Below are 23853 nucleotides of genomic sequence, written 5' to 3'. Positions count from 1 at the left end.
TCCTGCCCGAAGGTGCTGCTCGATGAAAAGGACTGGTAAGCCAATGACTTGTGTGACATCAAGTCACAAAGCCAGGTCCAGCCGGACCGGACCGTCACATTGCCGGGAATTGATGGGGATGCGGCGTAAAATCGCCGGGATTGGCTCCCAACCACACCGCCCGGCCCGCCCCGCGATAACCTTTCCAAGTCAGAAGTGGCATAGTCGGCCCAACCGATTCGCCGCTCATGCGGCCCTCAAAACGCATAAAGATATATGTCCAAGCAGTTGAAGCCCAAAGCAAAAGACGATTTTTTCGGCGGCGATGAGCCCAAGCCCCGCGCCGCCAAGGCCGCCCCGCGCGCGGGCGGTGCCGAGGCCGACTACACCGCAGCCGACATCGAGGTCCTCGAAGGTCTGGAACCGGTGCGCCGCCGGCCCGGCATGTATATCGGCGGCACCGACGAGAAGGCGCTGCATCACCTCTTCGCCGAAGTCATCGACAACTCGATGGACGAGGCGCTCGCGGGGCATGCGACCTTCATCGGAGTCGAATTGAGCGCGGACGGCTTTTTGACCGTCACGGACAACGGCCGCGGCATCCCGGTCGATCCGCATCCAAAATTCCCGAAGAAGTCGGCGCTCGAAGTCATCATGTGCACGCTGCACTCGGGCGGCAAGTTCGACTCCAAGGTCTACGAGACCTCGGGCGGCCTGCACGGCGTCGGCATCTCCGTGGTGAACGCCCTCTCCTCGCTGCTCGAGGTCGAGGTCGCGCGCAGCCAGAAACTCTATCGCATGACGTTCGAGCGCGGCCACCCGAAGGGCAAGCTCGAGGATCTCGGCAAGATCAACAACCGCCGCGGAACCCGCGTGCGCTTCAAGCCGGACACCGACATCTTCGGTGCCAAGGCCGCGTTCAAGCCGCAGCGCCTGTTCAAGATGACGCGTTCGAAGGCGTATCTGTTCGGCGGCGTCGAGATCCGCTGGAATTGCGCGCCCGAACTGCTTAAGGGCGTCGACGACGTGCCGGCGGAAGCGACGTTCCACTTCCCCGGTGGCCTCAAGGACTATCTGGCCGCCGCGATCCATGCCGACACGCTGGTGCATCCCGACATCTTCTCCGGCAAGTCGGGCCGCAACGGCGCCCATGGCGCCTGCGAATGGGCGGTGGCCTGGACCGCGGATGCCGACGGCTTCCTGTCTTCCTACACCAACACTGTGCCGACGCCCGACGGCGGCACGCACGAATCCGGGCTGCGCAGCGCGCTGCTGCGCGGCCTCAAGGACCACGCCGAACGCGTCGGCCAGGGCAAGCGCGCGTCGTCCATTACGTCAGAAGACGTGATGGTGGGTGCAGCCGTGATGCTCTCGGTGTTCGTGCGCGAGCCTGAATTCCAGGGCCAGACCAAGGACCGTCTCGCCACCGCCGAAGCGCAGCGCATCGTCGAACAGGCGATGAAGGATCCGTTCGACCATTGGCTGTCGGGCAATCCGAACCAGGCCAACAGGCTGCTCGACTTCGTGGTCGACCGCGCCGAGGAGCGGCTGCGCCGCCGCCAGGAGAAGGAGACCGCGCGCAAGACCGCCGGCAAGAAGCTGCGCCTCCCCGGCAAGCTCGCCGATTGCAGCGATGCAGGGTTGGAAGGCTCAGAACTCTTCATCGTCGAGGGTGACTCGGCCGGCGGCAGCGCCAAGCAGGCGCGCGACCGCAAGACCCAGGCCGTGTTGCCGCTGCGCGGCAAGATCCTCAACGTCGCGTCCGCCGGCAAGGACAAGCTGACGGCGAACACGCAGCTCGCCGACCTCGTGCAGGCGATCGGCTGCGGCATGCTCGCGCAGTATCGCGAAGAGGATCTGCGCTACCAGCGCATCATCATCATGACCGACGCCGATGTCGACGGTGCCCACATCGCGTCGCTGCTGATCACCTTCTTCTACCGGCAGATGCCGCGGCTGATCGATGAAGGCCATCTCTTCCTCGCCGTGCCGCCGCTCTACAAGCTGACCAACGGCACGAAGTCGGTCTACGCCCGCGATGACGCGCACAAGGCAGCGCTGATCAAGAGCGAGTTCAACGCCAACGCCAAGGTCGAGGTCAATCGCTTCAAAGGCCTCGGCGAAATGATGCCGGCGCAGCTCAAGGAAACCACCATGGATCCGGCCAAGCGGACCATGCTGAAGGTGGTTCTGCTCGCCGACGACCGCGACACCACGGCGGATTCGGTGGAACGCCTGATGGGCACCAAGGCCGAAGCCCGCTTCGCCTTCATCTCGGACAAGGCCGAATTCGCCAATGACGACCTGCTGGACGTCTGATCCGCAGGCGCTGCCCGGTCGTATCCATCCAGAGCCCCGGCATGATGCCCGGGGCTCTTTTGTTTTTTGGGAGATGACAACCGCTCTTTCCCGCCAATCCCGCCAACGTCCGCCTCGATTTCGTTGATTCCCGGCCTCATCGCGCCGCGACTCGGCCAACGACTCACCGAGCCATGACTGATGCAGGACTGCCTCCATTTCGGACAAAGCCGGATTCGCTAACGAGAAGCTACCAAAACGCAAATCGCAAAATTCGACGTACTGCATTGATAATGCGTACTTATTTCACATTTCCACGACGGCACCCAGAATCCCTGCCGTGCGGCGTTTCCCGGCGACTGTGCCTGCTCTGCAACAGCATTTCGGAGAGAAGCAGGTATAGTCCAGGACATCAGATCACACGGACTTCAGTGCGCTCGCGCCTGCCAGACAGACCAAAGCTTGGGGATTTTTAAGATGAAGAAGATTTTGCTCGCACTGACCGCGGTTGCTGCCATGACCGCTTCGGCTTCGGCCGCTGACCTTGGCGCCCGTCCCTACGCGAAGGCCCCGATGGCGGCTCCCGTCGCCAACTGGACCGGCTTCTACATCTTCGGCGGCGCCGGCGGCGGCCTCTCGGCCTCTGACCAGCGCGTCCAGACCACGGTTGGCGCAGTTCCCCTGACGATCGATCAGCGCCAGGGTGGCTCGGGCTGGTTCGGCACCGTCGGTCTCGGCTACGACTGGCAGTTCAGTGGCACCTGGGTCGCCGGCGTGTTCGCTGACGGTCAGTTCGGCAGCATCCGTGCTACCATTCAAGATCCCCTGCTCGGCATCACCGGCAACCAGAAGCTGGAAGACTCCTGGGCCGCTGGTGTGCGCCTCGGCTGGCTGGTCGCTCCGAACGTTCTCTCCTACGTCAACGGCGGTTACTCCGGCGCCCACTTCGGCAGCACCAACTTCATGACCTTGGCTGGCGCTCCGGCCGGCGTTCACCTCAACGGCTACAACCGCAATGGCTGGTTCATCGGCGGCGGCGTTGAGAACAACCTGAACATCTTCGGCATCCAGTCGCCCGGCTGGTTCATGAAGACCGAGTACCGTTCGGCCTTCTACAATGCCAAGACCCAGGACATCCTGTTCGATGCCGGTAACCTCCCGGTCGGTCAGAGCATTCGCGCCAACAGCTGGAACCAGACGATCTCGACTTCGCTGGTTTACCGCTTCAACTGGACCGGTCCGGTCGTCGCGAAGTACTGATCCGAACGCAAGTTCAGACGTCAAAGCCCCGGCATCGTCCGGGGCTTTTTCGTTGTACGGTGCTTCAGCGGACCTTGCGTATGGACATGCATCCGCCCTGCGGCCTGCATCAGCGGCCATTGTATCCCGACCACGGCTACGGCTAGTCTCCCGGCAAGTTTTCGGGCCGCGGCAATCGTCATGTCGCGTCACGACAGAAGCAAACCGCCGGGGAGGAATGCATGCGCAGATTTCTGCTGATAGCAGGCCTGTTTGCCCTTGCCGTCGGGCTGCTCTGGATCGGACAGGGTACGGGCACCGTCGCGTGGCCGCGATCGAGCTTCATGGTCAACCAGCTGCAATGGGCCGGCTATGGCGCAGCCTTGGCCGGCTTCGGGCTGGTGCTGATCTGGCAGAGCAACCAATAGAAGAACCAGGGAATAGCAGCATGACAACCAGTCGGTTCGATCTCCGCGGCAAGGTCGCGATTGTCACGGGAGGCAATGGCGGCATCGGGCTCGGAATGGCCCGTGGCCTCGCCGATGCCGGCGCCAACATCGCCGTGGTCGGGCGCAACGAAACCAAATCCGCCGCCGCCGTCGCTGATCTCAGCCAGCGCGGCGTGAAGGCGATCAGTGTTGCCACCGACGTCACCGACAAGGCGGCCATCGCCGCGATGATCGATCGCGTCGTCAGGGATTTCGGCCGCATCGACATCCTCATCAACAATGCCGGCATGAGCATCCGCAAGCCGCCGCACGAGCTCGAGCTCGACGAGTGGAACACGGTGATCAACACCAATCTCACCAGCGCCTTCCTGTGCTCGAAGCTGGCTTATCCGGCGCTGAAGGCGTCCGGCAACGGCAAGGTGATCAACATCGGCTCGATGATGTCGATCTTCGGCGCGAGCTTCGCGACGGCCTATGCGGCGAGCAAGGGCGGCATCGTTCAGTACACGCGCGCCTGCGCCAATGCGTGGGCGCCCGACAACATCCAGGTCAATGCCATCCTGCCGGGCTGGATCGACACCGACCTGACCCGCGGTGCGCGGCAGCAGGTATCGGGATTGCACGAGCGGGTGCTGGCACGCACGCCTGCGGGGCGGTGGGGCGACATCGACGACTTCGCCGGCATCACCGTGTTCCTCGCCTCATCCGCCTCCAACTTCGTCACCGGCACCGCGATCCCCGTCGATGGCGGGTTCTCGGTGATGGCGTAGGCCGCACCAATAAATCTGCACACAAAAAAGAAGCCCCGGACAATGCCGGGGCTTTTGAATTTGGGCAGTGATCGTCTTTATGGCTGCTTGGTCGTTCGTTGACCCACTTAGTAGCGGGCGATGACCGGCGCGTCGAACTTGTAGCTGGCGCGCACGACGGCCCACTGCAGGTCGCGCGGCTTGGCATCGAAGCTGTAATTGCCGGAGGTGCCGCCGAGTTGATAGGTCTGGCTGGCGAAGGCTGCGTAGTTGTACTCGAGGCCGACGATCCAGTTGCGGGTGATGCCGTATTCCCAGCCGGCACCGACGGTCCAGCCGTTGGCCCAATGGGTCTGACCGCCGGAACCGGTGGCCGGACCGACCGTATCGGTGACCGACAGACGGTTGTTCACGCCGGCATAGCCGCCCTTGATGTAGAACAGGTTGTTCTGCACGGCGAAGCCCGCGCGACCGACGACGGTGGCAAGCACATTGGTGCGCCAGGAGAACACGTCGTCACCCGCGCCGAACGCGGTGTTCAAGAACGAGCCCTTGTTGTCGAGGCCCGAGATCGTGCCTTCCATACCGAACACGTAGTTGTTGGCCTGCCAATTGTAGCCGATCTGGGCGCCGCCCAGGATGCCGGAGTTGCGCTGACGGTAGCCCTGCCCCGGGGTCAGATCGCCAAACGGTGCCCCGGTCCCGTTGTTGATGAACTGCTCGTTGGTCCATGCACCGCCGATGTGGCCGCCGACATAGAAGCCGGTCCAGTTGAACATCGACTCCATATAGGCCGGCGCCTTTGTGTAGGGCCGAGCACCGAGATCGGCGGCGGAAGCGGCGCCGGTCGAAATCAGAGCGGTCGTGCAGGCGAAGGCGGCAATCAACTTGTTACGCATGGTACACCCCGTGTCCTTTGATGGGTGCACGCTCACACGCAGGTCTTACTCAAATTTGAATCAAGACAGTTAAGACGTCGGATTGGCAAGCAGCGCGCCTTCAATCCGTTTGCGCTGTTGCACGCAGGCAACGCGTCGAGCGCGATTTAACGCCGCGTTATCCCTACCGGGCCCTTGCGCTACCGTGCCGGCGTAGCCTTCGACTGCACGTGCTCGGGCCGGACGCCAAGCGCGAGCAGGCGCGCCGGAATGCCCTGGAGCCACGGCAGCGCGGTGATGAGGCGCAGGACCAGCGGCACTTTCAGCGGCCGGTCGCCGCCCTGCAAGGCGCCGCTGATGATGTTGTTCTGCACGATCATCTGCATCCGCTGCGTCATCTTCACCGGGAATTCGCGGCGACGGCGCACGGCATCGAGTTCGTCCTCCGACGGGCAGCCGCGCTGCAGCTCGTCCGCCAGCAGGTTTGCGGTCGCGACCGCATCCTGGACGGCGAGATTGACGCCGACACCGCCGACCGGCGACATCGCATGTGCGGCGTCGCCGATCAGAAGCAGGCCCGGCCGCGTCCAGCGCGGCAGGCGGTTGATCGCGACGGTGAGCAGCTTGACATCGTCGAAGTTCTTCACCTCGGCAATGCCGCTCTTCAGGATCGGCGCCATGCGAACGACGTCGTCGAGCAGCGCCTGCAATCCCCTCGCCTTCACCGCGTCGTATTGTCCCTTGGCGATGACATAGGCGCACTGCCAATAGTCGCCGCGGTCGAAGGTGATCATCATCTTGCCGGGCTCGACGCGCGCGAACAGGTTCTCGGTCTCGTTCGCCTTGCGTCCGACGCGGAACCACAGCACGTCCATTGGCGCGCCGATCTCCTCGACCTCGAGGCCGGAATGCTGGCGCACGGTCGAATGCCGGCCGTCACATGCGATGGTGAGATCAGCTTCGATGTCCACGATACCGTCAGGCGTATTCGCCCGCACGCCGGCGATGGTCTCGCCGCGGCGGATCAGATCGACGGCCTCCGTGTTCATCATCACCTGCAGCGAGGCGAAGCGCTGGCCGGCCTCGCGCAGGAAATTCAGGAAATCCCATTGCGGCATGAAGGCGATGAAGGGGTACTTGGTGCGGAGGCGGCTGAGATCGGCGATGCGAACGGGGGTACTGCCGAACAGGCCGTCCAGCTTTTGCAAGCGCTGATGCGGCAGCTTCAGGAATCCGTCGATCAGGCCGAGCTCGTCCATCACCTGGAGCGTCGAAGGATGCACGGTGTCGCCGCGGAAGTCGCGGAAGAAATCCGCATGCTTCTCCAGCACCACGACATCGATGCCGGCGCGCCCGAGGAGATAGCCGAGCATCATGCCCGCCGGTCCGCCGCCGACGATGCAACACCGCACCTTCAGCGGGGAGCCCTGGGGACGCTGCAACGTATCGGGTTTCACGGTCGGGTCCTCCTTCACGAGCCAAGCATTCTGTGCAGTGCAGCAAGCAAGATTCATTTGCTGCGGTTGTGAATGGCCGTTAGCCTTGCCTCCAATTCCGACTCATTCGGGAAATTGCAGTGCAGACAATCCTCATACTGCTCGGCGTCTGGATCCTGATCAACGTGCTTTTCGTCTTGATCATGATCGCACCGCGCAGGCCGCCGCTTGCGCCGGTGCGCATCGAACAGAACGGTTATCCGTACGAGGAGTAGGTCAAGCTCCTGCCGCGCCAAGTCATCATCTCGATCGCGATGCGCGCTTTCTTCCCGCTGACCCCGTCCTTGATCGAGGCCCTCAAACGCTTCATCCGGAAGCGCCGCGAATAGCTACGCGGCCTGCTCGACACCTCAGTTGTTGCTGCGGTTCGCGCTGCGGAAGCTCTTGATCTCCGACACGCTGCCGTCGCGATAGGTCAGCTCCACCGAGATGAACTGCGTTGCCGGCGCGAGCTTCATGGAGAGCGGCATGCCGGCGCTGATCGCACTGGGATCGCGCATGTCGCAGCCCGGCATCTTCAACACCTGGTTCGGAACGGCGGTATCGATGCCGATGCGCACCTCGCGGATGGCGCAGCGGTAGGACACGAGGTGCGTGTAGTAGACCAGCAGCCCGTTGAACTCGCGGAATGACAGCCAGCTCGTCGCGGTCATGTCCAGGATCTTGCGCTGGTCACGGATCAGCGCGGCTTCGGGATCGAACCTGATCGGGAACGGCCCCTGCATGTCACCGGATTGGTCGACATAGCGAACCTCGATGGTGCCGGCCTGCGCGTCCGGCGGCAATTCGATCGACGGGTTCGGCATCCTCTTGCGCGTGCGCGGGTCGAGCGTATCGATGAAGCCGGTTTCGCGGAAGTCGCCGTTGCCGGCCACGCGCCAGGAAACGCCGAGGGTCGGATCGGCAAAGGAGAACACCACGCTCCAGCCGCCATTGTGACGCGAGAAGCTCGCGATCGGCGCGTTGGTGGTCTCCTCCTTCGGCACGCGCGGCACCGACACCGGTGGCAGCGCCGCGAGCTTCTGCGCCGGCGGATCGGCCGGGCGCGCGGCGGCATCCTTGGCGATGCCGCTGAGGAAGACGTCATCGACCATCTGATCGAAATAGACCGGCACCTGCCTGTGCTTGACAGTGTCGGCCATCTCGCTCACGAGACGGCGCGTACGCTGCGCCACTTGCACCAGGTTCTCGCCGGGCTGGAGCAGTTCCTTGGCGAAGGTGCGCGTGAATACCGAATTGGGATTGGCGTCGTCATTGGAGAGGCGGTCGAGCGCGGTCTGGCGCGGGCCCGCCGAGAAGACCGAGAACACGCCTTCGGGCAGCTGCACCATCGGGGCAAGCCCGCCGCCACCGGAGACGGCGCGGGTACCCTTGCGCTCGAACGGGTTGTTGCGGCAGGCGTCGAACACCAGGATCGAGGTCCGCGCCTTCTTGTTCTGGAGGCGCTCGACGATGCGATCGGCCAGGATGGAGGCGTCACGCACCAGTTCTTCCTGCCCTTCCGTCGCCGCGGGCACGTCCGTCGGCAGCAGATAGTTCTGGCCCGCGATCTCGAAGCCGTGGCCGGCATAGAAGAAGAACGCGGTGTCGCCGGGCTCGATCGTCCGATCGAACGCGAGCAGCGTCTCCGAAAATTGCTGCCGGCTCTGGTTTTCGGCGAGCATTACGGAGAATCCGAGCTGCTTCAGCGTATCGCCCATGGTGCGGGCGTCGTTGACCGCCTTGAGCAGCTTCGGAACGTTCCTGTAGTCGTTGTTGCCGACGACGAGCGCAACGCGCTTCTCGGCACAGGCGGGAAGCGCGAAACCGCTGAGGCCGGCCGCAAGGCCAAGCGCTGCCAGTACTCTGAGAAGCCGACGCGTCATCGAAAATCCCTCAAGAACGGCCCACGCCGGTTCCCTCGAACAGCGGTTCATGGGAACCGCGCCGTTGATGTGATAGTCGGCCCAGCCACATCGCTGGTTCAACCGCCCTGAGGACTCAGGTCTGTTGTCTAGCCTATGGTAGATGCCACCGGAATTTGCTTTTTCTCGGTCAATTCTTGTGGGCAATTCCGCTGGAAGCGAGGGGCCGCCGTGTATCGCTGGTGCACCGACGAGGTCGAGCCGCACGACCGCTTCGACTTTTGGCGCGAGGTGCGCGCCAAGGGCCTGTTCGGCGTCACCGTCGAACTCGAGCCCGAACGCCGCGCGAACTTCTTCCAGCCCTATCGCGCCGCGCCGCTGGGCACGGGAGGCTTCCACCTGCGGATCCTGAAAGTCTCGCTGAGCGGCCTCTCCACGCAGGACAAGCGCATGCGCGAGCTTGCGCCCCGGACGTTCGACGATCCCGGCTTGAAGCCTCTACTCGGCGCCTGCTTTGCGGATCTCGGCGAGGTTGCCGCGGGTGATGACGGCGCGGCCGATGCCGCTTCCCTCGTCGAGGCTTTAGCTCATCTGGCGCTGATCGAGCGCGGCATCCTGCGGCCCGGCAGCCGCCTCGGGCAGGCCGCACTGCGGACCGCCCGGCTCTCGTACGCACGGCGTCTGATCGCGCGGCACCTGCAAGACCCAAATCTGGCGCCGACCATGGTGGCCGACCTGCTCGGCGTCTCCGTGCGTCACCTGCATACGTTGTTCGAGAGCGCGGCCAGGAGTTTCTCGCAAACCGTGACGGACGAACGCCTGAACCAGAGCCGCCGCTTGATGCGCGAAGCCCCGGACCGGTTGATTGCCGACATCGCGACCTCCTGCGGCTTCGAGAGCGTCGCGACCTATTACCGGGTCTTCAACGCCGCCTACGGGATCGCGCCCGGCGACTTCCGCGCGCAGGGGCCGGAGGGGCGCTAGCCGACGTTTGGGCGGAAAACCGCAGCCGCTCCCACTATTTGGGCGAAAACCTCAGGTTTTTTAGGGCCTTCCCGCGCCCGCTCCATTGACTTTGGCCGATTCCCCCCTATGTTCCGTGGCGACGCGGCTCAGATCGAAGAGCGATTCCTGAGCTTGGCGCTTTGTTCGCGTGAGTCAGCACCCCCAGCTTCTTTGAGAGCGCGCCGTTTTGGGGTGGAACGCGACAGCCTTATTACCCTCGATTCCGAACGGCGGTTTCGACCAGAGGCTCAATGTCTTTTACCCATCTCGGACTATCCGAAAAAGTCCTCGCTGCAGTGGCGGCCACCGGTTACACCACCCCCACCCCCATTCAGGAACAGGCGATCCCTCACGTCCTCGCTCGCAAGGACGTGCTCGGCATCGCCCAGACTGGCACCGGCAAGACCGCGGCCTTCGTGCTGCCGATGCTCACCATCCTCGAAAAGGGTCGCGCCCGGGCGCGCATGCCGCGCACCCTGATCCTTGAGCCGACCCGCGAACTCGCGGCGCAGGTGAAGGAAAACTTCGACCGCTACGGCGCGGGCCAGAAACTCAACGTCGCCCTCCTGATCGGCGGCGTTTCCTTCGGCGACCAGGATGCCAAGCTGACGCGCGGCGTCGACGTGCTGATCGCCACTCCCGGCCGCCTGCTCGACCACACGGAGCGCGGCGGCCTGCTGCTCACCGGCGTCGAGCTGCTCGTCATCGACGAAGCCGACCGCATGCTGGACATGGGCTTCATTCCCGACATCGAGCGCGTCTGCAAGCTCGTCCCGTTCACGCGGCAGACCCTGTTCTTCACCGCGACCATGCCGCCGGAGATCCGGCGCATCACCGAAACCTTCCTGCACAATCCGCAGAAGATCGAGGTATCGAAGCCCGCCACCACCGCTGTCACCGTTACGCAGTGTCAGGTCCCGGCCGGGCGCGAGGCGCACGAGAAGCGCGAGCTGCTTCGCCGATTGCTGCGCGAGGCCAAGGATCTCCAGAACGCGATCATCTTCTGCAATCGCAAGCGCGAGGTCGCCGTCGTTCACAAATCGCTGCAAAAGCACGGCTTCAGCGTCGGCGCGCTGCACGGCGACATGGACCAGTCGGCCCGCACGGCGGCACTCGAGCAGTTCCGCAAGGGCGAGCTGCCCCTGCTGGTCGCATCCGACGTCGCCGCCCGCGGCCTCGACATCCCCGAGGTCAGCCACGTCTTCAATTTCGACGTTCCCCACCATCCCGACGATTATGTCCACCGCGTCGGCCGCACCGGTCGCGCAGGCCGGTCCGGCATGGCGATCTCGCTCGTCACGCCGCTCGACCAGAAATCGATGGTGGCGATCGAGAAGCTGATCGGCCAGAGCATTCCACGCGCGGAGGGCGATTTCGAAGTCCGCACCGATGCTTCCGACGCGAGCGAGCGTCCGCGCGAGCAGCGCGGCCGTGAACGGTCACGCGGCGGACGCGGAAAGCCGCAGCGCGGCCGCGATCGTGAGCGCAGCCACGAGCCGCGCGAACCGCGTGGCGAGGCACAGCCTTCGACCGAAGCAAGGCCCGCTTCCGAAGCAAGGCCCGCGCGCGAGGCAAGGCCTCCGCGTGAAGCAAGACCTTCGCGTGAAGCCAGGCCGCCGCGCGAAGCCAAGCCATCATCCGAGCCGCGTGACGGTGCGCGCCAGCAGGCCAATCCGTCGCATGTGCCGTCGATCGGCCGTCCCGAGCCGCGCCGCCAACGCGAAGCCGACAGCGAGCCGGGTGACCACTCGCATCTGCCGGCATTTCTGCTGCGTCCAGTTCGCTCCCCCGCCGGCGCCTGAAGCACGATGCGCGCCAGGCTTTGGTTGAAACCAAGCCGGCGCGCACTTTTTCGGATGCAATCGTGGACGTATATTTACGGGGCGTTCACGATCGTCCGTTAGCCTACGAACATAATTTAAGTATTGCTGCGGTCGTCGGCACGCCGGTCGCTGTGGGGTATGTTCCGTGGTCAAGGTGCTCGACGAACACGAACGCACGATGGCGTTCGCCCAGATAGCGCTCGGTCAGATCCGATCGCTACGGCAGACGGCAATTCCCCGCAATTACGAGATCTGGTACGTCTACGCCACCGGCTACAACGCCCCGCTCAACAAGATCATCAACGAGACGCTGGCGCGAAGCGGCAAGCTGACCGAAGCCGATCTCGATCAGATCTACGAGACCTACCTCTCCCACATCAAGACCACTGAGCGCATCGACAAGGTCGGCGCGCGCGTCATCGGCGAGATCGACGACGTCATAAAGGTTCTCGGCGACGCGCTCGCGATGACCGGCTCCTACGATGCGAGCCTGTCAGACGCGACCAAAAAGCTGTCATCGGCCGAAAGCCGCGAGCAGATCAAGTCGATCATCGAGACGCTGCTGCATTCGACCAGCGAGATGCGCGAGACCAACAAGGCGCTGGAAGACCGGCTGACGCTCTCGAGGAGCGAGATCAGCAACCTCCAGCAGAGCCTGGAGGCGATCCGCGCCGAGAGCCTGACCGATCCGCTGACGGGGCTCGGCAACCGCAAATATTTCGATCGCATGATCGACATGGCCGTGCAAGGCGCGCTCGCCTCCGGCGAGCCGCTGTCGCTGCTGCTGGTCGACATCGATCATTTCAAGTCGTTCAACGATTCCTACGGCCATCTCACCGGCGACCAGGTGCTGCGGCTGGTCGGCCTGTCGCTGAAGCAGACCATCAAGGGCCAGGACATCACCGCCCGCTATGGCGGCGAGGAATTCGCGGTCGTGCTGCCCAACACCGCGCTGCGCCAGGCCCTGACGGTGGCCGATCACATCCGCCGCGCGGTGATGGCGAAGGAACTAAAGAAGAAGTCCACCGGCGAAATCCTTGGCCGGGTCACCATCTCCGTCGGCGTCTCCATGCTCAAGCAGGGCGACGACACCGATGCGCTGATCGAACGCGCGGATGCCTGCCTGTACGCCGCCAAACGCAACGGCCGCAACCGCGTGATCTGCGAGGCCGATCCGGAATTCGCGGTCGAGACGCATAACCGGGTGGCGTGAATCCGAAGCTGCGCACCGACAGCCGCGCTTGACATTCTGACCCGACGAACGACATCTCCCTCGCCGTCTCAAGGCGTCCGACTGCGAGCATCCGGAGGACTTTTCGCCTTGCCAAACCCGCATGATTTTCACTCACCGCAACCGTCCTACACCAGGGACGAGCTGCTGAGATCGAGCGAGGGCGGCTATTTCGGCCCGGGCAATGCGCAATTGCCAGCGCCGCCGATGCTGATGATGGATCGCATCACGGAGATCAGCCTGGATGGCGGCGAGTTCGGCAAGGGCCATATCGTCGGCGAACTCGACATCGCGCCGGGCCATTGGTTCTTCGATTGCCACTATCACGGCGATGCCACGATGCCAGCGTCTCTGGGTTTGGATGCCATGTGGCAGATGGTCGGCTACTGGCTGGGATGGTCGGGCTCGCCGGGCAAGGGCCGCGCCATCGGCGTCGGCGAAGTCGCGTGCACGGGCGAGGTCACACCGAACGCGCAACGCGTGCGCTACGAGGTCTCCGTGAGGATGGTCCGGCGCGGCAAGCTGGTGCTCGGAATTGCCGACGGTCGCGTGCTGGCCGACGGCGTCTGCGTCTTCACCGCCAGGGACATGCGGGTTGGTCTGACCAAGGCCGTGGAGTGAAGTCCCATCGGGTGGGCAAAGGCGCTCAGCGCCATGCCCATCATCTCCCACACCAGCACGTCAGCGGAGGGCACGCTTCGCTTTGCCCGCCCTGCGCACTGTTTTCTTCTTGGTCGGCCGCTTCGTTGCAACGGGCTTCTTCGCAACCTTCTTCGCCGCCTTCTTCACCTTGGGCGGCTTCTTCACCTTGGCGCGCTGGGCAGCAGCAAGCGCGGCCCTCGCCCATTGCGCGAGTTCCGCGGAATCGTCGAACAGGCGGGCCGGCAGCTCCCAATAGGAGTTCACCACCACGGTCTTGGCGCGGGTCGAGTATTGGAACGGCTTCGAGCCTTCCGCCTCAAAATCCGGGATGGTCATCTCGTCAGCGCGGAAGAACAGGCCGGCGCGCAAGGCCAGCGCGAAGTTGACGCCGTCGGCGGAGATGCCGTAGCCGGAGAACATTTTCCGGATGGCGACGGGGCCGAAATCGGCGAACAGGTCGATCAGAAATTCGCGGTCCATGGCTGAACTATTTCCGCACGGTCGTCCTGGCGAAAGCCAGGACCCATTCCACGGGAGGGAGTTTAGCGAAGACTGCCAGTCGTGCCAGCGTCGGTATTGGCACCGACGATCACCGCGAGATCACGCGGTATGGATCCTGGCCTTCGCCAGGACGACAGCGGAGTGATTTGCGAGAAACGGACTACCCGTCGATCTGCGCCGGACGCAGCTCGACCGACTCGCCACAGCCGCAGGCGGAGACTTGGTTGGGGTTGTTGAAGACGAACTGGGCCTGCATCTTGTCGGCCTTGTAGTCCATCTCGGTGCCGAGCAGGAACAGCACGGCCTTGGGATCGACCAGGATCTTGACGCCCTTGTCCTCGACGACCTCGTCGGTCGGCCGGACATCATGGGCGTATTCGACGGTGTAGGACTGTCCGGCACAGCCGCCGTTCTTGACGCCGACGCGCAGGCCAACGATCTCGGAATCGGCCCGCTGGGTCAGCTCGCTGATGCGCTGGGCGGCAGCGTCCGTCAGCCGCATGACCTGCGGGCGGGGCCGCCTCGGCTTTGGAGTGGATGCTGGTGTCGAGCCCGACGATATCTGTGTCATGTCAATGATGTGGTCCGTTGCCGAGCGAATTCAATGCCAAGGATCTAACAAGGATCTAAAGCCGAGGTTACGCGTCACCACATGTTGAGCACGAGGCGGGCCTCGTCGCTCATGCGTTCCGGCGTCCAGGCCGGCTCCCAGACCACCTTGACGTCGACCACGCCGACGCCGGGGACGCTGGCGACCGCGTTCTCGACCATGGTCGGCAGCTCGCCGGCGGCCGGGCAATTCGGTGTCGTCAGCGTCATTTGCACATCGACGGAACGATCGTCCTTGATCTCGACCTTGTAGATCAGGCCGAGCTCGTAGATATCAGCCGGGATTTCCGGGTCGAACACGGTCTTGAGCCCGGCGATGATCTCGGTGGTGAGACGCTCGGTCTCCTCAGGCGGCAGCGCCGACTGGGTTTCCATCGGATTGGCTTTGATTTCGGCCGTGTCACTCATGCGAACAAATCCCGCGCCTTCAACAGCGCCTGTGCCAGATGATCGACTTCTTCCCGCGTATTATACATGCCGAACGACGCCCGGCACGTGGCTGTGACGTTGAACCGCTCTAAAAGCGGCATCACGCAATGGGTGCCGGCGCGCACCGCGATGCCCTGGCGGTCGATCACGGTGGCGACGTCGTGGGCGTGCGCGCCCTTGAGTTCGAAGGAGATCACCGGGCCCTTGCCCCGCGCCGTGCCGATCAGCCGCAGCGAGTTGATCTCGCGCAGCTTATCCTGGGCGTAGGTGACGAGATCGTGCTCGTGCGCGGCGATGCGCTCCTTGCCGATCGAATTGACGTAGTCGATCGCGGCGCCGAGCCCGACGGCCTCGACGATCGCCGGCGTGCCGGCCTCGAATTTGTGCGGGGGATCGCCGTAGGTGACGATGTCGCGCGAGACCTCGCGGATCATTTCGCCGCCGCCGTTATAGGGGCGCATCGCGACCAGGTGGTCGTACTTGGCCCAGAGCACGCCGATGCCGGTCGGCCCGTAGACCTTGTGGCCGGTGAAGACATAGAAGTCGCAGCCGAGGTCCTGGACGTCGACTGGGATATGCACCGCGCCCTGGCTGCCGTCGACCAGCACGGGAATGCCGCGGGCGTGGGCGATCTTCACAACGTCCTTGACCGGGACGATGGTGCCAAGCGCGTTCGACATCTGCGTGATCGCGACCAGCTTGGTCTTCGACGTCAGCAGCTTTTCGAATTCGTCGATGAGGAAATTGCCCTCGTCGTCGACCGGCGCCCATTTGATCACGGCACCATGGCGTTCCCTGAGGAAATGCCAGGGCACGATGTTGGAGTGGTGCTCCATGATCGAAATGACGATCTCGTCGCCTGCTTTGATGTTCGGCTCGCCCCAGGACGAGGCGACGAGGTTGATCGCCTCGGTCGCGTTGCGGGTGAAGATCACTTCCTCGGTCCGCGGCGCGTTGATGAACTGCGCCACCTTGGTGCGGCCGCCCTCATAGGCTTCGGTCGCGGCGTTGGCGAGATAATGCAGGCCGCGGTGCACGTTGGCATATTCGGAGGTGTAGGCCTGCGTCATGCGATCGAGCACGGCGCTCGGCTTCTGCGCAGATGCGGCGTTGTCGAGATAGACCAGCGGCTTGCCGTAGATCTGCATGGCCAGCGCCGGAAAATCCTGGCGCACGCGCGCAACGTCGTAAGAGCCGTTCTTGACTGCCGGATGCGTGCTCATTGGCGCCGCTCCAGCCAGCGCTCGGCAATGCCGATCACGTGCTCGCGCAGATCATCGTCGGCGATCTGCTCGATCGCCTCGCCGACGAAGGCCTGGATCAGCAGCGCCTGGGCCTGCTTCTCCGGCAGGCCGCGCGCCTTCAGATAGAACAGCAGACTGTCGTCCAGCGCACCGGCGGTGGCGCCGTGACCGCAGGAGACGTCGTCCGCAAAGATCTCGAGCTCGGGCTTGTTGTCGGCTTCCGCCTCATCCGAGAGCAGCAGCGCGCGGATCATCATCTTGCCGTCGGTCTTCTGCGCATCGGGACGAACGATGATGCGGCCCTGGAACACCGAATGGGCGCGATCGTCGATCACGGCGCGGAAAACTTCTCGGCTGACGCAGTTCGGCACGGCATGGTCGACCACCAGCGTGGTGTCGCCGTGTTCGGTCTTCTGCAACAGGTTCACGCCGTTGACCGAGAGCTCGCTGCCCTCGCCTGCCAGCGTGATGAAGCCTTGCAGGCGGCTGACTGCCGCGCCGGTCGTCATGTTGAAGAAGTTGAGCTTTGTATTCGCACCGACCGTGACGAACTGCGAGGTGATGTTCACCGCATCCGGCGAATCGTCCATCAGACGGATATGCGCGATGTCGGCATTATCGCCAACCGAGAGGATGACGGCATCGTTGACCTGGTAAGCCTTGGCGCCGGCCGCGACAAAGCTCTCGATGATGGTGGCACGAGCGCCCTTCCCGACCGCAACCTGCGAGCGGGTGAAAGCCGACGCGGAAGATGCAACCGCGATGTGGATGATCTGGATCGGCGCGGACAGCTGCGTGCCGTCGGCGATATCAAGCACGACACCGTCGGTCGCCATCGCCGCGTTCAGCGCGATCACCGCATCGATGGCCGCGGTCCTTAACAGACCGGAATCCTTCTCCAGCGTCTCCCGCAACGTCTTAAAGCTCGCCTCGGAGGCGAGCGCCTTGACGTCGGAGAGATCGGGAGCGAACACACCGTCGACCAGCACCAGCTTGCGGGCGCCGGCGATCGCATGTGCTTTCACCGCGTCCGCGGCGCGCTTCAACGCAGTCGCATCGGGCGCAGCCGCGAGCGGCAGTACCTCGCCGACCAGCGCGCGCAGATCGGTGTACTTCCACTCCTCGATCCGGCGGTGCGGCAGGCCGAGACGCTCATAGGTCTCGAACGCCTCGCGGCGTACCGCGATCACGGAAGGCGAACCCGGCAGCCGGCTTTCGGCGCTGGCGAAGAGATCGCTCACCGCGCGGCCGTTTCCGGTCTTTGCCACAGCAACGTTCATCTCAAAATTCCTTACGCGGCGTCCTCGAACTGGGCGTAGCCGGACGCTTCCAGCTCCAGCGCCAGTTCCTTGCCACCGCTCTTCACGACACGGCCTTTTGACATCACGTGCACGACGTCAGGCACGATATAGTTCAGCAGCCGCTGATAATGGGTGATGACGACCATCGCGCGCTTGGGCGAATGCAGCGCGTTGACGCCGTCGGCTGCAATGCGCAGCGCGTCGATGTCGAGGCCGGAATCCATCTCGTCGAGGATGCACAGGCTCGGCTCGAACAGCGCCATCTGCAGCACCTCATTGCGCTTCTTCTCGCCGCCGGAGAAGCCGACATTGACACCGCGCTTGAGCATGTCCTGCGGGATGTTCAGCGACTTCGAGACTTCGCGGACTTTCTTCAAAAAGTCGGGCGTCGAATATTCGCCCTCGCCGCGCGCCTTGCGCTGCGCGTTCAGCGCGGTGCGCAGGAAATTCATGGTGGAGACGCCGGGGATCTCGACCGGATACTGGAACGCCAGGAACACGCCCTTGGCGGCCCGTTCGTTGGGCGCCATCGCGAGCAGGTCTTCGCCCTTGAACAGGATCTCGCCGTCGGTGACCTCGTAACCAGGCTTGCCGGCGATGACGTGGGACAGCGTCGATTTGCCGGAGCCGTTCGGCCCCATGATCGCGTGGATCTCGCCCTCGTTCACGGTCAGCGTCAACCCATGGAGGATCTCACGCTCCTCGACACGAACCTTGAGGTCTTTCACTTCAAGCAAAGCCATCTTGGTGTCCAGTTTATTCAAATGATGCATAGGGCGCGCGACGCGCGCCGCGAGGGCCGGCGCTAGCCGACCGATCCTTCAAGCGAGATCGAGATCAGCTTCTGCGCTTCCACCGCGAATTCCATCGGCAGTTGCTGCAGCACGTCCTTGACGAAGCCGTTGACGACGAGGCCGACCGCCTCCTCCTGCGTGAGGCCGCGCTGGATGCAGTAGAACAGCACGTCCTCGGAGATCTTGGACGTGGTGGCCTCGTGCTCGAACGTCGCCGACGAGTTCTTGGCTTCGATGTAGGGCACGGTGTGCGCGCCGCATTTGTCGCCGATCAACAGCGAATCGCAGGCGGTGAAGTTGCGCGCGCCGGTCGCCTTGCGATGCGCCGTCACGAGGCCGCGATAGGTGTTCTGCGATCTGCCGGCGGCGATGCCCTTGGAGATGATACGGCTCGACGTGTTCTTGCCGAGATGGATCATCTTGGTGCCGCTGTCGACCTGCTGATAGCCATTCGAGATCGCGATCGAATAGAATTCACCACGCGAATTGTCGCCCCGCAGGATGCAGCTCGGATACTTCCAGGTGATCGCCGAACCTGTCTCGACCTGGGTCCAGGAGATCTTGGAATTGTTGCCGCGGCAGTCACCACGCTTGGTGACGAAATTGTAGATGCCGCCTTTGCCTTCCGAATTGCCGGGATACCAGTTCTGCACCGTCGAATATTTGATCTCGGCGTCGTCGTGCGTGACGAGTTCGACCACGGCCGCGTGCAGCTGGTTCTCGTCGCGCTGCGGCGCGGTGCAGCCCTCGAGATAAGAGACGTAGGAGCCCTTGTCGGCAATGATCAGCGTGCGCTCGAACTGGCCAGTGTTGCGCTCGTTGATGCGGAAGTAGGTGGACAGTTCCATCGGGCAGCGCACGCCCGGCGGCACGTAAACGAACGAGCCGTCCGAGAACACCGCCGAGTTCAGCGTTGCGTAGAAATTGTCCGACGTCGGCACCACGGATCCCAGATATTTCTGCACCAGCTCGGGATGCTCGCGGATCGCCTCCGAGATCGGCATGAAGATCACGCCGGCCTTCTTCAGCTCGGCCTTGAAGGTGGTCGCAACCGAGACCGAATCGAACACCGCGTCGACCGCGATCTTGCGCCTGTTGGGGTCTTCCTCGCCGGGCTTCGGCTCGACGCCTTCGAGCATGGCGACTTCCCGCAAGGGAATGCCGAGCTTCTCGTAGGTCTTCAGAATCTCGGGATCGATCTCGTCGAGCGAGGTGATCGTCTTCTTCGGCTTGGGAGCCGAATAATAATAGAGGTCCTGAAAGTCGATCTTGGGATAGTCGACGCGGGCCCAGGTCGGCTCGGTCATGGTCAGCCAGCGCCGATAGGCCTCGAGCCGCCACTGGAGCATCCAGGCGGGTTCGTTCTTCTTCTCGGAGATGAACTTGACGGTTTCTTCCGACAGCCCCTTTGGGGCCTTGTCGGACTCGATCAGGGTCTCAAACCCATAACGATACTGATCGACGTCGATGCGCTTCACGCGCTCGACCGTCTCTTGCACGGCTGGCATTCTATCCTCCGCTCGCGGTTTCAAGGACCGCGGTGGATCATCAAATTCGGACGACTATTACGATGTTTCTTGGCGGGACGCACGCGCTTAGAACCGTTCAAGCCGTGTTTCATCGCTTATCCCTTAAGTAGGGTATTACCGAGCTTTCGCCAAGCCTCTAACGCCCTGTTGATGTCATCCGGCTCCGTGGACCAGCCCAGACTGAGACGCACCGCTCCTTGGGCGACGGTGGGATCATACCCCATCGCCGACAGCACGTGGGACGGCTGTACCTTGCCCGAGGAACAGGCAGAGCCCGAGGACACCGCGACACCTTCGAGGTCGAAACCGATCACCGCGGTCTCGGCTTTCAAGCCGGGAGCCGTGAAAAGAACGGTATTTGGCAACCGCCTGGCGTCATCTGAGAAGACCGTTGCGCCGGCCATGGAGCGAATGCCATTTTCCAAGCGATCTCTGAGGGTTGCCATCCGTTCCGCATCCTCCGGCAAAGCCTGAAGGGCAGCCCGCACGGATGCCCCGAAGCCGGCAATGCCGGCGACATTCTCGGTTCCGGCACGCCGGTTCAGCTCCTGCCCGCCGCCCCGCAGCACCGGCTCAAGTCCGGCCACGCCCTCGGCCACGACCAGCGCGCCGACCCCCTTGGGGCCGCCGATCTTGTGCGCAGAAAAGGTCGCAAGGTCCGCACCGATCACCTTGATATCGAAGGGGATTTTCCCAAGCGCCTGGATTGCGTCGACGTGCAGGAGGCCGCCGGCCCCGTGAACGATTCCCGCGGCCTCGGCGATAGGCTGCAGCGCGCCCGTCTCGTTGTTGGCCGCCATGATAGAGACCAGCGCCGGCGGGCCCTCTCTGAGCAGCGCCTTCAAATGATCGAGGTCGATCACGCCGGAGCGTGTGACCCTGATCTGACCGATCTCATCTGCCGGGAACCGGCCGCCTGCCAGTACCGAAGCATGCTCGACGGCCGAGACCAGAAGCCGCTCGACAGGCCCCCCAGACTGCCCCCGAAGCCCCGGTGAAAGCGCCAGCGCGTTGGCTTCGGTTCCCGTGGAGGTGAAGACGACGTTCCGCGGCAGCGCGCCTACTGCGGTCGCAAGGATGGCCCGCGCCCCCTCGACAAGCCGTCGCGCCTCGCGCCCCTCGGCGTGAACAGAGGACGGATTGCCGATCAGCTCGTAGGCTGCGAGCATTGCGCCTCGCGCCTCGGAGCGAAGCGGCGTGGTCGCGTTCCAGTCGAGATAAACACGGCTCGGCATGACGTATTATGTTACCATTCGGACCAGGCTGCTTCGCCCGCACTGGTACCCGACATGGGCCCCCGGGCAGCGCTTGGCAATCTCGATTCCCAATCGCCTTCGCGCGATGACGGCCATGACACGCTAACGTCTTGAGCCGATTGCGGGATGTTCAAGATGCTTGCTTTTTGACCCTCGCCTCATGTTAGAACGCGCGCGTCAGTTCGCCGCGCGCCGCTCGCGCATCATCCGAGGGCGCCGCTCCACCCTTCCATTCGCGGCTTGATCGGCCCAGCAGCCGATGAAATCCGCACAATCGGTTGATTGTTGAAGAGCGTCTTCAAGGGATCAATCAAGAGATCATCATGCCTGAAGTTATTTTCACCGGCCCCGCCGGCCGCCTCGAAGGCCGCTACCATCCGGCCAAGCAGAAGAACGCGCCAATCGCGATGGTCCTGCATCCGCATCCGCAGTTCCACGGCACGATGAATCATCAGATCATCTACCAGTGCTACTATGCGTTCGCGCATCGCGGCTTCTCGGTGCTGCGTTTCAATTTCCGTGGCGTCGGCCGCAGCCAGGGCTCGTTCGACCACGGCACCGGCGAATTGTCGGACGCGGCCGCGGCGCTCGACTGGGCGCAGACCATCAATCCCGAAGCGCGCGCCTGCTGGGTTGCCGGCTTCTCCTTCGGCGCCTGGATCGGCATGCAGCTGCTGATGCGCCGCCCCGAGGTCGAGGGCTTCATCTCGATCGCGCCGCCCGCCAACCTCTACGACTTCTCGTTCCTCGCACCCTGCCCGTCCTCGGGGCTGATCGTGCATGGCGAGAAGGACGCGGTGGTGCCGCCCAAGGACGTCAACACGCTGGTCGAGAAGCTGAAGACCCAGAAGGGCATCGTGATCGACCAGCAGGTCATCCCGGGCGCCAACCACTTCTTCGACGCCAAGCTCGAGCCGCTGATGGAAACCATCACCGCCTATCTCGACATGCGCCTCGCCAACGTGCGCTGAGCTTTCCGTGGGTGCGTTCATCGCATTGCTGCGTGCCGTGAATGTCGGCGGCACCGGCAAATTGCCGATGAGCGAACTCAAGGCCATGTGCGAGGAGCTCGGCTACGCCGCCGTGCGCACCTATATTGCAAGCGGCAACGTCGTCTTCACAAGCCGCAAGTCGCAATCTGCGATCAAGACCGCACTCGAAAAGCGATTGCACGCCTATGCCGGCGCGCCGGTCGGCGTGCTCGTGCGCAGCGCCACCGAGATGGCGCAGGTCTTGGCCGATAATCCGTTTCCAAAGGCCGCCCCCAACCGTACCGTCGCGATCTTCCTCGACAAGGCGCCGCCGGCGGATGCGCTCGCCGGCATTCGCGGCCAGAACAAGGAGGAGATCCGCCTCGGCCGCCGCGAGATCTACGTGCATTACGGCGACGGCATGGGCACGTCGAAGCTGGTCATCCCCGCCGCCAACCGGCACCGCGCGCAACATGAAAACGATCGCGACGCTCGCGAAAATGGCCGCAGAGCTCTAGGCCAGCTTGAGCGCCGCGATCCCCGTCAGCACCAGCAGGATCCCCGCGATCTTCATCGCGCTCAGCGCCTCGCCGAACAGCACCACACCCATGACGACGGTGCCGGCGGCGCCGATGCCGGTCCAGACCGAATAGGCGACGCCGACCTCGAGCACCTTCAAAGCACGCCCGAGCAGGACAACGAAGGCTACGAGCAGCACGAGCGAAACGACGCTCCAGCCAGCGCGCGTGTAGCCTTCCGCATATTTCATCGAGATCGCCCAGCCAACATCGAGTGCGCCTGCGATCACCAGCATCAGCCAGGCCATGGATTGCGACATCGGCGTGGGCTCAGGCCGCAAGCTTGAGCAGATGCGCGTCGTGGCGCACGAGGAAGGCGCGCAGCAATTGCGGATAGTCCGCGCCCACCGCAGTACGGACGCTCGGACGCTTCGCCAGTTCGGCGCGCCATGCGCGGACCTTCGGCACATCGCGGAAAATGCCGTGGTCGGTCAGCTCGTCGAACAGATCGAAGTAGCGGAAGACGGGGGCGAATACGGCGTCGACGAGACTGAACGCTTCGCCAGCAAAATAAGGACCGGCACCGAGCGCCGCTTCGACCCGGGCGAACTTCACCATCAGCGCCTGGCGCTTGCTCTCGAACGTCGCCGCATCGGTCGTGGTCTCTAGGCCCCAGAGATCGGCGAGCACTGCTGAACCGAACTCCATCCACGCCCGGTGCTCGGCACGCTCCAAGGCATCCGCCGGATGCAGTCTCACGCCGCCTTGCGTCTCCTCGATGTACTCGCAGATCACGTTGCTCTCGAACAGCGCGACCTCGCCCTTCTCGCTCGTCACGACCAGCACCGGCACCTTGCCGAGCGGCGACAGTTTGAGAAACCAGTCGGGCTTATTGGCGAGATCGATGTCGACCCGCTCGAACGGCACGCCCTTCTCGTTGAGCGCGATCACCGCGCGCTGCACATAGGGGCAAAGCTTGTGGCTGATCAGTTTCAGTGAAGCGGTCATGGCGAGAATCCCGACGGTTAGATGCAACTGCATCAAAGATAGATGCATGTGCATCTACCT

Annotated in this window: 23 protein-coding genes and 1 pseudogene; 11 read left to right on the top strand and 13 right to left on the bottom strand. The window is 63.7% G+C overall.

From position 1 onward, the window contains the following. Positions 1–255: 255 nt before the first annotated feature. From parE to IVB19_RS17035, 4 genes are all read left to right on the top strand, one after another. Positions 256–2298 (top strand): DNA topoisomerase IV subunit B, encoded by a 2043-nt coding sequence (parE, locus tag IVB19_RS17050; protein ID WP_018454437.1) that lies wholly within the window; start codon positions 256–258, stop codon positions 2296–2298. A gap of 456 nt (positions 2299–2754) precedes the next feature. Then, the gene (locus IVB19_RS17045) at positions 2755–3537 is read left to right on the top strand and encodes an outer membrane protein (protein ID WP_018454438.1); all 783 of its coding nucleotides are present in this window, start codon (positions 2755–2757) and stop codon (positions 3535–3537) included. Positions 3538–3758: 221 nt separating this feature from the next. Continuing rightward, on the top strand, positions 3759–3944 hold the full coding sequence (locus IVB19_RS17040) for a hypothetical protein (RefSeq protein WP_018454439.1): 186 nt from the start codon (positions 3759–3761) through the stop codon (positions 3942–3944). Positions 3945–3964: 20 nt separating this feature from the next. After that, positions 3965–4735 carry an SDR family NAD(P)-dependent oxidoreductase gene (locus IVB19_RS17035; RefSeq protein ID WP_018454440.1) on the top strand — a complete coding sequence of 257 codons (771 nt, stop codon included), beginning with the start codon at positions 3965–3967 and terminating at the stop codon, positions 4733–4735. 107 nt (positions 4736–4842) lie between these two features. On the opposite strand, the gene IVB19_RS17030 is transcribed toward IVB19_RS17035, so the two are convergent. After that, a complete protein-coding gene (locus IVB19_RS17030) occupies positions 4843–5613 on the bottom strand; it encodes an outer membrane protein (protein ID WP_204511099.1) in 771 nt (256 codons plus the stop codon). A gap of 179 nt (positions 5614–5792) precedes the next feature. Beyond that, the gene (locus tag IVB19_RS17025; protein WP_247338029.1) at positions 5793–7049 is read right to left on the bottom strand and encodes an FAD-dependent oxidoreductase; all 1257 of its coding nucleotides are present in this window, start codon (positions 7047–7049) and stop codon (positions 5793–5795) included. A 119-nt stretch (positions 7050–7168) separates the two neighbouring features. On the opposite strand from IVB19_RS17025, the gene IVB19_RS40230 reads away from it, so the two are divergent. Continuing rightward, positions 7169–7303, top strand: a complete 135-nt coding sequence (locus IVB19_RS40230; RefSeq protein ID WP_007591544.1) for a hypothetical protein — start codon at positions 7169–7171, stop codon at positions 7301–7303. 135 nt (positions 7304–7438) lie between these two features. Here the strand turns inward: IVB19_RS40230 and IVB19_RS17020 are convergent, their stop codons facing one another. Continuing rightward, positions 7439–8953, bottom strand: coding sequence for a caspase family protein (locus IVB19_RS17020; RefSeq protein WP_247821597.1), 1515 nt, complete (start codon positions 8951–8953; stop codon positions 7439–7441). 210 nt (positions 8954–9163) lie between these two features. Between IVB19_RS17020 and IVB19_RS17015 the strand changes: the two genes are divergently transcribed. The 4 genes from IVB19_RS17015 (at position 9164) to fabA (ending at position 13612) form a co-directional block, all read left to right on the top strand. Beyond that, positions 9164–9916 (top strand): helix-turn-helix transcriptional regulator, encoded by a 753-nt coding sequence (locus tag IVB19_RS17015; RefSeq protein ID WP_247821596.1) that lies wholly within the window; start codon positions 9164–9166, stop codon positions 9914–9916. A gap of 272 nt (positions 9917–10188) precedes the next feature. Then, entirely contained in the window at positions 10189–11739 is a 1551-nt protein-coding gene (locus IVB19_RS17010; RefSeq protein ID WP_247338031.1) for a DEAD/DEAH box helicase, read from the top strand. 166 nt (positions 11740–11905) lie between these two features. After that, complete coding sequence (locus tag IVB19_RS17005) at positions 11906–12973, top strand: GGDEF domain-containing protein (RefSeq protein ID WP_247338032.1); 1068 nt, start codon at positions 11906–11908, stop codon at positions 12971–12973. Between the two features lie 108 nt (positions 12974–13081). Beyond that, a complete protein-coding gene (gene fabA / locus IVB19_RS17000) occupies positions 13082–13612 on the top strand; it encodes a bifunctional 3-hydroxydecanoyl-ACP dehydratase/trans-2-decenoyl-ACP isomerase (RefSeq protein ID WP_018454448.1) in 531 nt (176 codons plus the stop codon). A 60-nt stretch (positions 13613–13672) separates the two neighbouring features. On the opposite strand, the gene IVB19_RS16995 is transcribed toward fabA, so the two are convergent. The 8 genes from IVB19_RS16995 to IVB19_RS16960 form a co-directional block, all read right to left on the bottom strand. Next, positions 13673–14113, bottom strand: a complete 441-nt coding sequence (locus IVB19_RS16995; RefSeq protein ID WP_018454449.1) for a TfoX/Sxy family protein — start codon at positions 14111–14113, stop codon at positions 13673–13675. A gap of 181 nt (positions 14114–14294) precedes the next feature. Beyond that, the gene (locus IVB19_RS16990; RefSeq protein ID WP_083926365.1) at positions 14295–14705 is read right to left on the bottom strand and encodes a HesB/IscA family protein; all 411 of its coding nucleotides are present in this window, start codon (positions 14703–14705) and stop codon (positions 14295–14297) included. Between the two features lie 74 nt (positions 14706–14779). Next, positions 14780–15151, bottom strand: coding sequence for an SUF system Fe-S cluster assembly protein (locus tag IVB19_RS16985; protein WP_007591551.1), 372 nt, complete (start codon positions 15149–15151; stop codon positions 14780–14782). Beyond that, complete coding sequence (locus IVB19_RS16980) at positions 15148–16395, bottom strand: cysteine desulfurase (RefSeq protein ID WP_018454451.1); 1248 nt, start codon at positions 16393–16395, stop codon at positions 15148–15150. The genes IVB19_RS16985 and IVB19_RS16980 overlap by 4 nt, the downstream gene beginning before the upstream one ends. Then, on the bottom strand, positions 16392–17696 hold the full coding sequence (gene sufD / locus IVB19_RS16975) for a Fe-S cluster assembly protein SufD (RefSeq protein ID WP_018454452.1): 1305 nt from the start codon (positions 17694–17696) through the stop codon (positions 16392–16394). The genes IVB19_RS16980 and sufD overlap by 4 nt, the downstream gene beginning before the upstream one ends. A gap of 11 nt (positions 17697–17707) precedes the next feature. After that, positions 17708–18460: a Fe-S cluster assembly ATPase SufC gene (gene sufC, locus IVB19_RS16970; protein ID WP_007609807.1), complete on the bottom strand. Its 753-nt coding sequence runs from the start codon at positions 18458–18460 to the stop codon at positions 17708–17710. Between the two features lie 62 nt (positions 18461–18522). Continuing rightward, positions 18523–20019 (bottom strand): Fe-S cluster assembly protein SufB, encoded by a 1497-nt coding sequence (gene sufB / locus IVB19_RS16965; RefSeq protein WP_007609805.1) that lies wholly within the window; start codon positions 20017–20019, stop codon positions 18523–18525. A gap of 116 nt (positions 20020–20135) precedes the next feature. Continuing rightward, the gene (locus tag IVB19_RS16960) at positions 20136–21275 is read right to left on the bottom strand and encodes a cysteine desulfurase family protein (RefSeq protein WP_018454455.1); all 1140 of its coding nucleotides are present in this window, start codon (positions 21273–21275) and stop codon (positions 20136–20138) included. Positions 21276–21619: 344 nt separating this feature from the next. On the opposite strand from IVB19_RS16960, the gene IVB19_RS16955 reads away from it, so the two are divergent. Both IVB19_RS16955 and IVB19_RS16950 read left to right on the top strand, forming a co-directional pair. Beyond that, positions 21620–22267 carry an alpha/beta hydrolase gene (locus IVB19_RS16955; protein WP_007591562.1) on the top strand — a complete coding sequence of 216 codons (648 nt, stop codon included), beginning with the start codon at positions 21620–21622 and terminating at the stop codon, positions 22265–22267. Between the two features lie 7 nt (positions 22268–22274). Beyond that, positions 22275–22785 (top strand): annotated as a pseudogene (locus IVB19_RS16950) (DUF1697 domain-containing protein). On the opposite strand, the gene IVB19_RS16945 reads toward IVB19_RS16950, so the two are convergent. Beyond that, on the bottom strand, positions 22782–23105 hold the full coding sequence (locus IVB19_RS16945) for a DMT family transporter (RefSeq protein ID WP_039799056.1): 324 nt from the start codon (positions 23103–23105) through the stop codon (positions 22782–22784). The pseudogene IVB19_RS16950 and the gene IVB19_RS16945 overlap by 4 nt on opposite strands. A gap of 10 nt (positions 23106–23115) precedes the next feature. Next, positions 23116–23793, bottom strand: coding sequence for a glutathione S-transferase family protein (locus tag IVB19_RS16940; RefSeq protein WP_018454457.1), 678 nt, complete (start codon positions 23791–23793; stop codon positions 23116–23118). Positions 23794–23853: the final 60 nt, after the last annotated feature.

This window comes from Bradyrhizobium sp. 187 (assembly GCF_023101005.1).
Lineage (GTDB): Bacteria > Pseudomonadota > Alphaproteobacteria > Rhizobiales > Xanthobacteraceae > Bradyrhizobium > Bradyrhizobium canariense_D.
The sequence above is the reverse complement of the archived record's forward strand: the minus strand, read 5'-3'. Positions and strand labels throughout refer to the sequence as shown.